Origin of the sequence: Chitinophaga tropicalis, assembly GCF_009758205.1 — a bacterium.
Classification (GTDB): domain Bacteria; phylum Bacteroidota; class Bacteroidia; order Chitinophagales; family Chitinophagaceae; genus Chitinophaga; species Chitinophaga tropicalis.
The window spans coordinates 218,310-232,527 of the sequence record NZ_WRXN01000011.1 but is presented as its reverse complement, the minus strand read 5'-3'; the positions used below and the strand labels follow the sequence as shown (position 1 = coordinate 232,527).

Genomic DNA, 14,218 nt, shown 5'->3' with positions numbered 1-14,218 from the left:
TATAAGCTATGATCATTGCAGAGAACATATTAGGCAATAGCCGTACAATAGCGCTGGGGAACAGGCGTATAGACCAGCTGCATATTGAATGGTTTGAAACCGCTAAGAGAGTGCTGCGCCGGTATACGGAAGGCAGGCAGGAAATAGCGTTGCGATTTATGCGGGAAGCGCCGCAATTACAACAGGGAGATATTGTGTGGATGGATGAGCAACGGGCTATTGTCATTAACATACAACCGGCAACGGCTATTGTACTCAGGCCCGCCGGAATGGCTGAAATGGCAGCCATCTGTTACGAGATAGGCAACAAGCACCTGCCACTTTTCCTGGAAGGAGAAGAAGTACTGGCGCCTTTTGAGGAACCGTTGTTCCGCTGGCTGGAGGCCCGTGGTTATGCTCCTGTAAAGGAGCAGCGTATCCTTTCCAATATGCTGCGCAGTAATGTGGCGCCGCATGATCATGGCGGCAGCGGTTCATTATTCAGTAAGATCATGCAGCTGGCTTCAAAATAGATATCAATGCAACCATGGTTACCATACCTGCTTCATCTTTCTGATCCTACTTTACCGGTGGGAGCTTATACACATTCAAACGGACTGGAAACCTGTGTACAGCAGGGGTTAATAAAGAATGCAGCAGATGCCGGCGTATATATCCGCAATATGCTGGAACATAATATGCCTTATAATGATGCCCTGTTTGTGTGCCTGGCATATAAAGCAACGGAGGCGGCAGATGTGGAAGCATTATTGTTGATTGACGAAGAGTGCACTGCCCTGAAAGCGCCGCAGGAGCTAAGGCAGGCCAGCCGGAAGCTGGGAGTGCGTTTATTGAAGGTATTATCCCCTTTAATTAAGCATACTATCGCTGACGCATATATGCAGAAGGCTGACGGGCATTATTGTATTGCCTTTGGCCTATATGCCTGCCTGTCCGGTATTCCTTTACAGGAAGCGCTGACAGCATTTTATTACAATGCTGCTACCGGTATGGTCACCAACAGTGTAAAGCTGGTGCCGTTAGGGCAACAACAGGGACAGCAGATCCTTTATTCCCTGTTGCCATTATTACCACAGCTGGCAGAGCGGACGCAATCCATTCCCCGCCACCTGGCAGGGCGTTGCAGTGTTGCTTTCGATATCAGGAGTATGCAGCACCAGCGCCTGTATTCACGATTATATATGTCATAATATGCAGACACGCTCATATATCAAAATAGGTGTGGCAGGGCCTGTAGGCGCCGGTAAGACCGCGCTGATAGAAAGGCTTTCCCGCCGTATGCATGAAACATACAGCCTTGCCGTGATCACCAACGATATTTATACAAAAGAAGATGCTGAGTTCCTGGTGAAGAACAGCCTGTTGCCTGCAGAGAGGATCGTAGGCGTAGAAACGGGTGGTTGTCCGCATACCGCTATCCGGGAAGATGCCAGTATGAACCTGGAAGCTGTGGAAGAGATAGCCGCGAAGTTTCCTGATGTAGAGATCATCTTCATAGAAAGCGGTGGAGATAATCTGTCTGCTACATTCAGTCCTGACCTGGCAGACCTTACCATCTTTGTAATAGATGTGGCGGAAGGAGATAAGATACCCCGTAAGGGAGGCCCGGGCATTACCCGTTCAGACCTGCTGGTGATCAATAAAACGGACCTTGCCCCTTATGTAGGCGCCAGCCTGGAAGTGATGGAGCGGGATGCCCGTAAGATGAGGCAGGGAAGACCTTTTGTATTTACCAACCTGGTAAGCCTGGAGGGGCTGGACGCTGTAACGGGCTGGATCAAAAAATATGCATTGCTGGAAACAGTGGAAGAACCCGGGCTATTACAATGATCAGCGAGTTACAGATAAAGGCAGCTGTGAGGGAACAACATACTTTCCTGCAGCACAGCTATTATACACGGCCTTTTAAAGTGGCTGATATCAGTGGCAGGAATACGGATGTGCTGCATCTTACTGTTATGACGGCCTCGCCCGGCATACTGGACGGAGATGAATACCGTATCAGGGTAGAGCTGGAGGAAAATGCTTCGTTGCAGCTTTATACACAATCTTACCAGCGCATCTTCAACATGCAGCAGGGCGCCAGGCAGGATTTTACTGTCACCATGGCTGACGGCAGCAGTTTCATTTATCTGCCTCACCCCAGTGTGCCTCACCAGGACGCTGTGTTTGAAGGAACAAACCATATTACGCTGGGAGAGAACTGCCGTCTTCTGTGGGGAGAGATCATTACCTGCGGCAGGAAACTGAGCGGAGAAGTGTTCCGGTGCAGGAAGTTTCAGAACATCACCAGTATATTCCGTGATGGCAGGTTATTGTTCAAAGATGTGACATTACTCCAGCCGGAAGCGGTACCAGCCGGGATAATGGGAGAGTGGGAGGAATATACGCACCAGGGTTCCATGCTATGGTATGAAGAGGGCCCTGATATGGAAGATCTGGTGTATGAGCTTTTACAGGCTGAAGAAGGCATTACTGCGGGTGTTTCGGCAACGGCCTGCGGGGCATTGCTGATCCGTGCACTGGGGCAGGGGGGAGAGCAGTTGTATGAACTGTTTAAAAAAATAGCGAAGCTGTCAGGCAATGAAAGAAAGCTATAGTATCTGATCTTAAACACAAGGAGCTATGAACACGGAATTACAGGTACTATTACTAACGGCTGTCACCATCAGCTGCCTGCATACAGTAACGGGCCCTGACCATTATCTCCCTTTCATTGCCCTTAGCAGAACAAGGGGCTGGTCTGCCAGCAAAACAGTTATCTGGACGTTATTCTGCGGTTTAGCCCATGTAGGCAGCTCGGTGTTATTAGGGTTGCTGGGTATAGCCCTGGGATGGTCTCTTACAAAGATCGGCGGACTGGAAACGTTACGGGGCGGACTGGCAGGCTGGGCATTACTGACATTTGGTCTGCTGTATACTGTCTGGGGGCTGAAAAGGGCCTGGCAGAACAGGGCGCATAAGCATTTTGACGTGTATGAGAACGGGGACATTTATGTGTATGAGCACCGGCATGAGGGTGTTGTTTATCCACAGGAAAGAACGAAGGTCACCCCCTGGATCATGCTGATCATATTTGGCCTGGGGCCCTGTGAACCGTTGATACCCCTGCTTACTTATCCGGCGGCGCAGCATTCGGGATATGGTATGGTTATGCTGGTAACTGTTTTTACGTTATTTACGCTGCTGACAATGCTGCTGATGGTGATGCTGGGATATTATGGGTTTTATTTATTGAAAACCAGTTACTTAGAAAGGTATGTGCATGCGTTGGGTGGATTCGCTATCCTGGTATGCGGGATAGGTATGGTATACCTGGGCTGGTAAATTTAACGTGAATTTAAGGTGGCCGCTTTCCTGCAAGGAAGTGCCGGCTGTTGCTCCGGGAAGCTGTATGAAGGCCGGATGCGGGTCAAATTGCCTCTCAAAAAATCTGTTATATACAACAACACCCTAAAAACAGACTATTATTCGTGATTGATAATTTGTATTTTTAGGCATCTTTTGGCATTTACACGATAATTTATGGCACAAAGCGTATTCGATTTTGGCATGATTGGTCTGGGCGTAATGGGTAGGAACCTTTTACTGAACATGGCTGATCATGGTTTTTCCGTTATTGGTTTTGATAAAGATAATACCAAGACCGGGGCTCTGGAATCGGCTGCTACAGCTGGCACAACTGTAAAAGGGGTGGCAGAACTGGCAACCATGGTACAATTACTGGAGCGTCCGCGCAAGTTGATGATGTTAGTACCTGCCGGTAAGCCGGTGGATGACGTGATAGAATCTCTCATCCCTCTCCTGGAGAAAGGAGACGTTGTAATAGACGGTGGTAACTCGCATTATACAGATACTTTGCGCAGGGTAAAATACCTCAGGGAAAAAGGTATTCACTTTATGGGTATCGGCGTATCCGGTGGTGAGAAAGGCGCCCGTACGGGACCCAGCATCATGCCCGGTGGCGATCAGGAGGCATACAATCATGTAAAGCCTATGCTGGAAGCTATTTCTGCCAAGGTAAATGGTACACCCTGTGTGGCTTACCTGGGTAAAGAAGGCGCCGGTCACTATGTTAAGATGGTGCATAATGGTATTGAATATGCCATCATGCAGCTGATCAGCGAAGCATATTCATTGCTGAAACTGGCCGGCCTGGATAATGATCGTCTTCACCAGGTATTTAAATCCTGGAATGAGGGTGATCTGCAATCTTTCCTGGTAGAGATCACGGCAGATATTTTCCTGCAGAAGGACGATAAGACCAGCAACCGCCTGGTAGATATGATCTCTGACAAAGCAGGTTCAAAAGGTACCGGTAAATGGACTTCGCAGGATGCAATGGAATTGCCTGTGGCTGTTCCGGTTATCGATTCGGCAGTTGCGCTGCGTACCCTTTCCGGTTATAAAGATGAGCGTGTACAGGCGGCTGGTTTATACAAATCGCCTGCCGGCACAATAAACACCCCGGCAGACACCTGGATACAGCAGGTGCATGATGCCCTTCACTTCGGTATTATTATCAGCTATGCACAGGGGCTGGCTATGCTGCACCAGGCTTCAAAAGAGCTGGATATGCAGATACCGCTTCCTGAAGCAGTGAAGGTATGGAGAGGCGGATGTATTATCCGTTCTACCCTCCTGGAAGTATATCTGAAGGCTTACCAGGCTGCTCCTGAGCTGCCAAACATCCTGCTTAACAAAGATGTGGCGGCATTAGTAGAGAATGCAATAACGAATACCCGCGCAGTAGTAGCCCAGGCTGCACAGACAGGTACGGCTGCTGCTGCTATCATGTCTTCCCTGGCTTACTTTGACGCTTACCGCACAGAACGTATGCCTACCAACCTGGTACAGGCGCAGCGCGATTACTTCGGCGCGCACACCTATCAGCGTATAGATGTACCTGGTAGCTTCCATACCGTATGGGGAGAATAATTAGTTGAAGCTGCTGTTCCGTTTCAGCGGAACGGCAGCTCAGTCCAAACCTTAGCATATGCAAAATCACAAACGTCCGCCTGCCTCCATCGTCTTCATTTTCGGTGGCAGTGGGGACCTGAACTACAGAAAACTCTCGCCGGCTTTATATAACCTGTTCCTGGACGATTACATGCCGGAAAAATTCGCTATTGCCGGTATAGGCCGTAGCCCTTATGATAACAGCGCTTACCTGGAGCGTTTACTGGACGGTATTAAGAAATTTTCCCGCCGCAAAGGAGAGCAGAACGGTCACTGGGATGATTTCAGCAAGCATGTAAGCTACCTGCAGATGGATGCAGAAGACCAGGCATCATATAGCAAGATCACTGATTTTGTGAAGGCAAAAGAGGAAGAATGGGATGAGCATCCTAATGTGATCTTCTACCTGTCTGTTGCGCCTCAGCTGATGCCTGCCATTGCTCAGAAACTGGGCAGTCTGAACCTGTGCACAGATACACGCAGCACCCGCATTGTAATAGAAAAGCCATTCGGGCATGACCTGCAGAGTGCTCATGAGCTGAATACCCTGTTGCAGGGCTTATTCTCTGAAGAGCAGATCTACCGTATTGACCACTACCTGGGTAAAGAAACAGTGCAGAACCTGATTGCGCTGCGTTTTGCCAATGCGCTGTTTGAGCCGCTGTGGAACCGTAATTACATCGATCACATACAGATCACCGCTTCTGAAACCGTAGGCCTGGAAGGGCGTGGTGGTTATTATGAAAGCTCCGGCGCACTGCGTGACATGGTGCAGAACCATATCCTGCAGGTGATGTGTATGATTGCGATGGAAGCTCCCGTATCGTTCGATGCCAACGAGATCCGTAACAAGAAAGTGGACGTACTGAACGCCATCCGCAAATTCACTAAAGATAAGATACACGAAAACGCAGTACGCGGACAGTATTCTGCCGGCTGGAGAAAAGGCCAGGAGGTAGTTGGCTACCGTGAAGAGAAAGGAGTAGATCCTGAATCTACTACAGAGACTTACGCTGCCGTTAAGTTCTATATTGACAACTGGCGCTGGCAGGGCGTACCGTTCTATGTACGTACCGGTAAGAACATGCACCAGAAAGCTACCAACATCACCCTGCAGTTCCGCCAGGCACCGCATTATGCGTTCCCGGCAGAATCAGCAGAAACATGGAGGCCTAACCGTCTTACCATCAGCATACAGCCGGAAATGGATATCCGTATCCGCTTCCAGGCAAAACGTCCCGGCCAGAGCATGACACTGGAACCAGTGGAAATGGTCTTCAACTTCGATCATCAATATGGTGATGATCACGCTCCTGAAGCATATGAAACATTGCTGCTGGACGTGATGGAAGGCGATGCCACGCTGTTCATGCGTGCAGACCAGGTAGAAGCTGCATGGAAAGTGATCATGCCTATACTGGAAACATGGGAAACCCGTACACCGGTAGATTTCCCGAACTATGCACCTGATTCCTGGGGGCCTGAAGATGCTGATGCGATGATTGCCCGCGACGGCCATAGCTGGATCAATCTACCTAAATAATAGAAATGGAATTACACATTGCTAAAAACACCCAGGAGCTGAGTGAGAACCTGGCCGCCTGGATCAGCAATTACATCCAGGAAGTATTGCAGGACCAGCCCATCTTTACCTGGGCCCTGTCTGGAGGAAGCACTCCGAAGCAGCTATATACCCTGCTTACCAAAGAACCCTATAAACTTATCATTCCCTGGGAAAGGATACATTTTTTCTGGGGCGATGAAAGGGCGGTGCCTTTTGAGGATGAACGCAACAACGCACGCATGGCCTATGAGACCCTGCTGGACGTAGTGGGCGTTCCGTCAGAGAATATCCACGTAATGCGTACGGATATCTCTCCGGAGGAATCAGCTGCTGAATACGAAAAGACGCTGAACAAATATTTCAAAGACAGCGATACCACTTTTGACCTGGTGCTGCTGGGTATGGGTGATGACGGACATACCCTGTCCCTCTTTCCCGGTACCGAAGTAGTACATGAGAAAAAAGCCTGGGTAAAAGCATTCTTCCTGAAAGCGCAGGACATGTACCGTATCACCCTTACTGCTCCTGTAGTAAATGAGGCGGCCTGTGTGATCTTCATGGCTACCGGTAATGGCAAGGCCCTGACGCTGAAGAATGTGATAGAAGGTTCTTTTGATGCAGAGCAATTCCCATCCCAGCTTATCCGCCCGCAGGACGGAGAGCTGCACTGGTTTGTGGACGAAGCTGCTGCAAGCGCACTGGAAATGTAAACAAACGCAGATATTACGCAAGGATAAGCCCTTCCCATTACTGATGGGAAGGGCTTTTCATTTATGATTCCCGGCTGTATGAAACTATCGCAAAAAAAATCTATCACTAACTGCATAGATCCTATTAGGAATTGGCCGGTAAGCAACTTACTTTAGCACTGGTCTCAACACATTAATTCCATCTGTATGAAAAAACTCCTGTTCTACGCAGCAGTTACACTGCTTTTTATCAACTCCAGGGTAGCAGCCCAGAAGTATACTGCCAACTGGTCTTCACTCAACACCCGTGGCATACCATCCTGGTTCAGCGATGCTAAATTCGGCATCTTCATTCACTGGGGCGTATACGCCGTACCTTCTTTCGCTGTAAAGGGCCCCGGAGGTTATTCTGAGTGGTACTGGTGGCAGCTTAACGGCGCTAACGATAAAACCCATGAGAAAGTACAGGCATTCCATGATAAGAACTATGGAAAGGATTTCCAATATCAGCAGTTTGAATCGCAATTCACTGCCTCCCTGTATGATCCTGCGCAATGGGCCGATATTTTCCGGCGTAGCGGAGCTAAGTATGTAGTATTGACATCCAAGCACCATGAGGGATATTGCCTGTGGGATAACAAGCAGGCCAATACCTCCTGGGGACGTTCCTGGAATGCTGTAACAGGAACGCCCAAACGGGACCTGCTGGGAGACCTTACCACAGAAGTGCGGAAGGCCGGCCTGAAAATGGGATACTATTACTCTTTGTATGAGTGGTTCAACCCTCTCTGGAAAACAGATAAGGCCAGGTATGTAAATGAAGTGATGATTCCGCAGTTCAAAGACCTGGTAACCCGTTATAAACCGTCTGTGATCTTTTCTGACGGGGAATGGGAGATGACAGATACGGCCTGGCATAGTACAGAGTTGCTGGCATGGCTGTACAACGAGTCGCCGGTAAAGGATGAAGTAGCTGTGGATGACCGCTGGGGCAGTAATACCCGGGGAAAGAACAATGGGGCCACTTATCTCACTTCAGAGTACGGCAGTGGTATGCAGCCCGGCGTGGTATGGGAGGAAAGCCAGGGCATTGGTAATTCTTATGGTTATAACCGTATGGAGAATGTGGATGATTATAAGAAAAGTGAAGACCTTGTTTTAATGCTGGTAGATATTGTTTCCCGTGGCGGTAACCTGTTGCTGGACATAGGCCCTACGGCAGATGGCCGCATTCCGGTGATCATGCAGCAACGCCTCATAGATATCGGATCATGGCTGGAAACGAATGGAGAGGCTATTTACAATACACAGCCGTGGAAAGAGACAAGGCAATGGAGTGCCGGGGCAAGGCCGCCGGTAAAAGAGGCCAGCTTCATGGCCGATTACAACATTGCAAAGATGGTAAGGCCTCACAAAGTGTATGCTCATATCCAGCTATTCTTTACAAAGAAAGCAGATGCGCTTTATTGTATTGCAACAAGCTATCAGCCTTCTCTTGTAATAAGGAATTACACACCTGCAAAGAATGCAGCTGTGAGTGTGCTGGGAACTTCCGGTGCTGTTACCTGGAAACAGCAGGGGAAAGATTGTGTGATTGACCTTTCCCGCCTGCGTCCGGGGGATATTGGTAACGGGCTCTTTGTTGTTAAGATCAAAGGATGACCACTACCTTCTTTACAAATACTTTTTTACTGCCGTTATAAACGGCACAGATATAGATACCGGGAGGTATGCCCTGCAGCGAAACGGTGTGTAACAGCTGTACAATACGCTGAGTTAATACAGTACGGCCGTACATATCCGTTAGCTGCAGGGTATAGTTGCCCAGTTCCCGGCTCATTAAAGTTAACTGTCCGGAAGCCGGTACGGGGAATACATGGAAATCCCGGTTGCGTAATACCTGTACCTGCTGCACGTCTGAATAGACCGTCCTGCCATCTGTAAGTACCAGTTTTATCCTGTAGAAATATAGTCCTGATGCCGGTGGGTTATCAGTATACTGGTAGCTGAGAGAGCTGCTGATATTCATGCTGTCTAATCCCACATAGCTGTTCCCGTCCCTTCGTTCCCATACAATTGTTTTTAACAGGTGGAGAGAGCTGAGTACGGCAAAGATGTTTACCTGGTCCTCTGCATCAACATCTGCCAGTACCTGCCTGAAATAACAGCCAACCCCCTGTTCCTGGAAATTGACCGTATTGCTTTTCAATCCTGCCCATCCGTTTTTGTGCATTGGCCTTACGGCAAAGTTGACAGAATTGATATCCTGCCGGGAAAAAAGCAGGAAAGTATCTGTGGTGTACCTGTTGAAGGAGAGAGCGTCACCGGACAATGTATAGACCTCATAACCCGCGGCATTGGCCTGTGCCGGCCAGTATAGCAGGGCGGAATCCGTGCAGTTCAGTCCTGTGCTGATTTCCGGGGGAGTGGAAATAGAGAAATAGTTGCTGGTCCAGGCAGTATCTGTGGTGCTGATACGTAAAAGCCCCTGAGTGAAAGCTGCCGGTACCTGCCAGCGGGTAGTGCCGCCGGTTAATGATACGTTGGTGGCAATCTGTACCCAGGTGGCGCCGCTGTCTGCGCTGAAAGATACTGTGCCTATGCCGGACTGGAGGGTGCTCCAGCGGATGGCGATGTTCCGTCCGGCAGTCAGCATATCTCCGGCAGCGGGATATTTCCATTCCAGGGAGGAGAGGGGTATGAACTGGTAGGCCAGGAAGAAGGGCTGGCTGCTTCCTGTACGGGCATTTACATGCAGTTGCAGATTGCCGGTGGGAAAATCTATTGTTACCTGTTCCTGGTTGTTGATACTATCCCGTCCGCGTCTGGCTGTTCCGGCCAGGGAATCTGCTGAAGGATAGGCGCTTAATACCCAGGGATCAGACCTTTTGCCTGCTTCATCTGTGACCCAGAGGTCCAGGTCATTCACCAGGGCTTTTGCGGCGTTTGCTGCCGCGGCAGGATCGTTCCAGCCCAGTGTTACCTTCAGGCGGCGGGTATTGGCAGGAACTGCCAGGGGAAACGTTTGTGTCCCTCCTGCTGTAACCGTACCATTGAAGAGTCTTTTTTCTTTAACGGTGCGTATGGCCTCCAGGGCATTCAACAGTCCGAATCCGCTGCTGTAATCAGGGTAAAGATTGCCTATATCATCTGCGCTGTTGATCAGTATCGTTTTTACCAGTGTTGCTGCCGGAGTAGCTCCATAGGTTTGCCGGCAGGCTTCCTGAACTATGGCCGCTATCCCGGTGGTGGTGGCGGCAGCGTCGGAGGTGCCTGCCTGTCCGTAGGCAACTACCTGGGGAACAATACGCCCGTCATATGAAGGTCCTTTTGAGCTGAGTATGGGAATGCCGTAAGAAGTATCTATTCCGCCTGCTACCAGTACGTTCTTGGCCTGTTTAAAAGTACCGGAAAGGTTGGCATAGCCTGCCAGTCCCTGGTAGGTACCGCTTGCCGGCGCCTGGTTCCCGCTGTTACCTGAAGAGAATACATTCAATAAAGTATCCTGTGCATTGATCAGCTGATCATAGGCCACTGCTTCTGCGCCGTAATAATTTTCTATGCCGGTACCGTAGGAGTGATTTTGCAGGGTGATGCCGGCGTTACGGAAATAAGCCGGATCGTCAGGTAACAGCCTGTTGTAGGTTGAAGAGCTTAAGTGGGCCCCGGGCGCTACTCCACGGCCTGAAGGGCCGCTATTGCCTGTTCCGGCAATGAGGGTGCCCATAATGGTGGCATGTTCTGATGTGGTGGCAGCTGCCAGGGCAGAGGGGACGGCTTTGCCCAGCAGGTCAATATCTGTAGTATCAAATTTCTCTTCTTTCAGGCCAATTACCTGTCCCATCCCCTGCAAATCAGGGTATTGCTGTTGCAGGGCGTTGATATAGTTAGAGGAAGGGAGTGCATTGCTTACCAGTATCTCTGTGCCGGCCTTACGTAGCCTGTCTGCAAAACTGAGGGCGCGCTGGGCTGTAAACGCTGCCCAGTCGTCTTTCTTTACCAGTGCGGTTACGACAGGGTAGGGAGGATAGGCAGCGGTTATCCTGCAATACTGTAGTGACTTGTCTTCTTTTGCCAGGGTGGCCTGTACTACTATACTGTCCTCAGGATGAGCATGTTCTGCCTGTTGTAATAGTCCCTCACTGCATTTCCAGTTATTGTTGGCAGGGACTACCAGTAAGATCTGCTTTAGTTCCAGTGAATCAAAGTTGGCTTGTTGTACAATATGATGTCTGGGGCTGACGGACCTGATCAATCCATGTTTCTGCAGGGAAGCAGTTGCAACGGCAGTACGGTATTTAACAAGATAATAGCCTGAGGCAGAGGGAGGGGTGCTGTAGCGGAGTACGATACTGTCGGCAGTGGTCCTCTCCTGGGCAGATAAGCAATTGGTAATAAACAGGGTAAGTAGTATAAGGGCCCGGATTTTCATTGATGGGTAACAATTTTGGTCGATGCGTGAATTTAAGGAAAAATATTCTGAGTGGATGGCTGACCTGCGGCCAGCCATCCACAAAAAATTACCATGCATCGCTGCTCACTGTTTCCAGGATAGGTCCATTCAGTAAAGATCCTGCAGCTACGCTGGGATATATCTCTTCAAATGTCTTTACCTGGTTCATAAACACTCTTCTGGAAATGTGGCTCCGTGTAATATGGTGAGGCGATTCCAGTCCGGCTGCTGCTGTCAGCTCTACAGCGCTTTCAATCGTGTCACGGTGATAATTCGCAACGCGATGTTTTTTATCGTCCACTACCAGTCCTGCCATCAGCCATTTATCCTGTGTGGCTACGCCTGTGGGGCAACGGTTGGTGTTACAGATCAACGCCTGGATGCAACCCAGGGCCATCATCATGGCGCGGGCGCTGTTGCAGGCATCGGCGCCCAGCGCCAGTGCGCGGAGTATATGGTAGCCGGTAAGTACTTTACCGGAAGCGATCAGCTTTATTTTTCCTCTCAGGTTGTATCCTGTAAGTGTATCATGTACAAAGGCCAGGGCGTCCATCAACGGCATGCCTACGGAATTGGAAAATTCAGGAGGTGCTGCACCTGTGCCGCCTTCGCCACCATCAACAGTAATGAAATCTGGGTAACAGCCGGTTTCCAGCATGGCCTTACAGATAGCATGAAACTCTTTTTTCTGGCCTATACATAATTTGAAACCAACAGGCTTGCCTCCGCTTAGCTGCCGCATGCGGCTAATGAACTGCACCATTTCCCGGGGCGTGCTGAAAGCAGTATGATAAGGGGGAGAGGCTACGGTGGTATGTGGCTTTACGTGGCGTATAGCTGCAATTTCAGGTGTGTTCTTGGATGCAGGAAGAATACCTCCATGTCCGGGTTTGGCGCCCTGGGAGATCTTCAGCTCTATCATTTTTATTTGTGGAGCGGTGCATTTTTCTGCGAACAGTTTTTCGTCAAAGTTCCCGTTTTCCGTCCGGCAGCCGAAATAGCCGGTACCTATCTGCCAGATAATGTCTCCGCCCTGGTTGAGATGATGTTCGCTGATACCGCCTTCTCCTGTATTATGGGAAAAATTACCCAGCCTGGCGCCCCCATTCAGGGACTCTACCGCATTGGAGCTGAGAGAGCCATAGCTCATAGCTGAAACGTTGAATATGCTGGCGGAATATGGTTGTGTGCATTCATTGCCGCCTATCAGCACGCGAGGGTCTTTGTTCATTGATTCAAATGCCCTGGGTTGAATGGAATGAGCCATCCATTCGTACCCCTCGGCATAGACATTGAACTGTGTACCAAAGGGTTGGGAGTTCAGTTCCCGTTTTGCACGCTGGTAAATGGTGGAACGGTCTACCCTGTTCACCGGGCTGCCGTCAATATCACTTTCTACGAAGTATTGGTAGATCTTGGGACGGATGTCTTCCATCAGGTAACGCAGACGCCCCACGATAGGGTAGTTGCGCATAATGGCGTGTTTTTTCTGTGTGATGTCTACCAGGCCCAGGATGATCAATGGCCCTGCCAGTATCAGCAGCCACCAGGTCCAGGGGAAAAAATAACCAAGACAGGCAATAAATGCTATACTGCCTGCCGCGAACCAGATAAATCCTTTCATAATTAGCTCCTTTTTTAGCAGTGTTTCAGTTTTGCATGCCGCATGTGTGCAAAGCTGAAACGGTACCTTTTGTTAAGGGGCTAAGATAGGAAAAATCAAATGAGCTTATTATCCCTGAGTACAGTGGTAATTTTCATGATCAGCTCATTCCTGGTGCTTTCAAATGTGCGTATATCCTTGTTCTCTATCCAGCAGATCAGGGTTACTTTAATGTTAACGCCGTCTATGTTGGAGAAGAAGACGTCTGGTTCCCGGTCTGTATACAGGTTCTCTGTTCCTGTGATGGCTTTACAGACAAGCTCTTTTATGCGTAAGGTATTTTCATTTGCTGCGGGTATGGTGAATGGTATTTCAGCTCTTCTGCCAGGAGTAAGCGAGTGGTTGATAATGGGTTTCTGGAATATTTCCTTATTGGGGATGATCACATGGAGGCCATCCAGGGTGCGTAGCAGGGTGGAACGCAGCTGGATCTCTTCCACTTTCCCGGTAAATCCGTTCGTTTCTATCTGGTGACCAACTTCAAAGGGCCGGCGGAAAGTGATGAAGATGCCGGAAATGAAGTTGGCTGTAAGGTCCTGGAAAGCAAAGCCCAATGCCAGGCCAATAATACCGGCGCCTGCCAGCAGGGAGGTGACGGCTTTTTCCAGCTTCAGTACGTCCAGCGCCACAAAAAAGCCTATCAGCGTAATGATCACAGATATGATATTGGATAAGAGCCCGCTGAGCGCAGGGGTATCAGAGATCTTAAGGGTGAATCTGAAGACCAGTGTTTTTATCAGCCTTGCCAGCAGGTAGAATGCAATGAGTACAAGAATAGCTACTGCCATATTAGGCAGCAGCTTAATAGCTGCAACACCCCACCTGTGCAATTTATCGAATATAAGGTCTCCCCAGTTCGCAAAACTTGTATTCATAATGAATGGTTTGTA

Annotated in this window: 12 protein-coding genes; 9 read left to right on the top strand and 3 right to left on the bottom strand. The window is 49.4% G+C overall.

Features of this window, described 5'->3' with window-relative positions:
* Positions 1–8 precede the first annotated feature (8 nt).
* The 9 genes from ureE (at position 9) to GO493_RS22735 (ending at position 8,874) form a co-directional block, all read left to right on the top strand.
* Positions 9–512 (top strand): urease accessory protein UreE, encoded by a 504-nt coding sequence (gene ureE, locus GO493_RS22775; protein ID WP_157308531.1) that lies wholly within the window; start codon positions 9–11, stop codon positions 510–512.
* Between the two features lie 6 nt (positions 513–518).
* Positions 519–1,190 carry an urease accessory protein UreF gene (locus tag GO493_RS22770; RefSeq protein ID WP_157308530.1) on the top strand — a complete coding sequence of 224 codons (672 nt, stop codon included), beginning with the start codon at positions 519–521 and terminating at the stop codon, positions 1,188–1,190.
* A 1-nt stretch (position 1,191) separates the two neighbouring features.
* Positions 1,192–1,830: an urease accessory protein UreG gene (gene ureG / locus GO493_RS22765; protein WP_157308529.1), complete on the top strand. Its 639-nt coding sequence runs from the start codon at positions 1,192–1,194 to the stop codon at positions 1,828–1,830.
* Complete coding sequence (locus tag GO493_RS22760) at positions 1,827–2,600, top strand: urease accessory protein UreD (RefSeq protein ID WP_157308528.1); 774 nt, start codon at positions 1,827–1,829, stop codon at positions 2,598–2,600. The genes ureG and GO493_RS22760 overlap by 4 nt, the downstream gene beginning before the upstream one ends.
* A gap of 25 nt (positions 2,601–2,625) precedes the next feature.
* Positions 2,626–3,327: an urease accessory protein UreH domain-containing protein gene (locus GO493_RS22755; RefSeq protein WP_157308527.1), complete on the top strand. Its 702-nt coding sequence runs from the start codon at positions 2,626–2,628 to the stop codon at positions 3,325–3,327.
* A gap of 198 nt (positions 3,328–3,525) precedes the next feature.
* Positions 3,526–4,938, top strand: a complete 1,413-nt coding sequence (gene gndA, locus GO493_RS22750; protein WP_157308526.1) for an NADP-dependent phosphogluconate dehydrogenase — start codon at positions 3,526–3,528, stop codon at positions 4,936–4,938.
* 58 nt (positions 4,939–4,996) lie between these two features.
* The gene (zwf, locus tag GO493_RS22745; RefSeq protein WP_157308525.1) at positions 4,997–6,502 is read left to right on the top strand and encodes a glucose-6-phosphate dehydrogenase; all 1,506 of its coding nucleotides are present in this window, start codon (positions 4,997–4,999) and stop codon (positions 6,500–6,502) included.
* A 5-nt stretch (positions 6,503–6,507) separates the two neighbouring features.
* Positions 6,508–7,233, top strand: coding sequence for a 6-phosphogluconolactonase (pgl, locus tag GO493_RS22740; RefSeq protein WP_157308524.1), 726 nt, complete (start codon positions 6,508–6,510; stop codon positions 7,231–7,233).
* A gap of 186 nt (positions 7,234–7,419) precedes the next feature.
* Positions 7,420–8,874 (top strand): alpha-L-fucosidase, encoded by a 1,455-nt coding sequence (locus tag GO493_RS22735; RefSeq protein ID WP_157308523.1) that lies wholly within the window; start codon positions 7,420–7,422, stop codon positions 8,872–8,874.
* Here the strand turns inward: GO493_RS22735 and GO493_RS22730 are convergent.
* From GO493_RS22730 to GO493_RS22720, 3 genes are all read right to left on the bottom strand, one after another.
* Positions 8,864–11,644, bottom strand: a complete 2,781-nt coding sequence (locus tag GO493_RS22730) for a S8 family serine peptidase (protein ID WP_198315801.1) — start codon at positions 11,642–11,644, stop codon at positions 8,864–8,866. The two genes, GO493_RS22735 and GO493_RS22730, sit on opposite strands and share 11 nt — an antisense overlap.
* 88 nt (positions 11,645–11,732) lie before the next feature.
* Positions 11,733–13,289, bottom strand: a complete 1,557-nt coding sequence (locus GO493_RS22725; RefSeq protein ID WP_157308521.1) for an FMN-binding glutamate synthase family protein — start codon at positions 13,287–13,289, stop codon at positions 11,733–11,735.
* Between the two features lie 95 nt (positions 13,290–13,384).
* Positions 13,385–14,203 carry a mechanosensitive ion channel family protein gene (locus tag GO493_RS22720; protein ID WP_157308520.1) on the bottom strand — a complete coding sequence of 273 codons (819 nt, stop codon included), beginning with the start codon at positions 14,201–14,203 and terminating at the stop codon, positions 13,385–13,387.
* Positions 14,204–14,218: the final 15 nt, after the last annotated feature.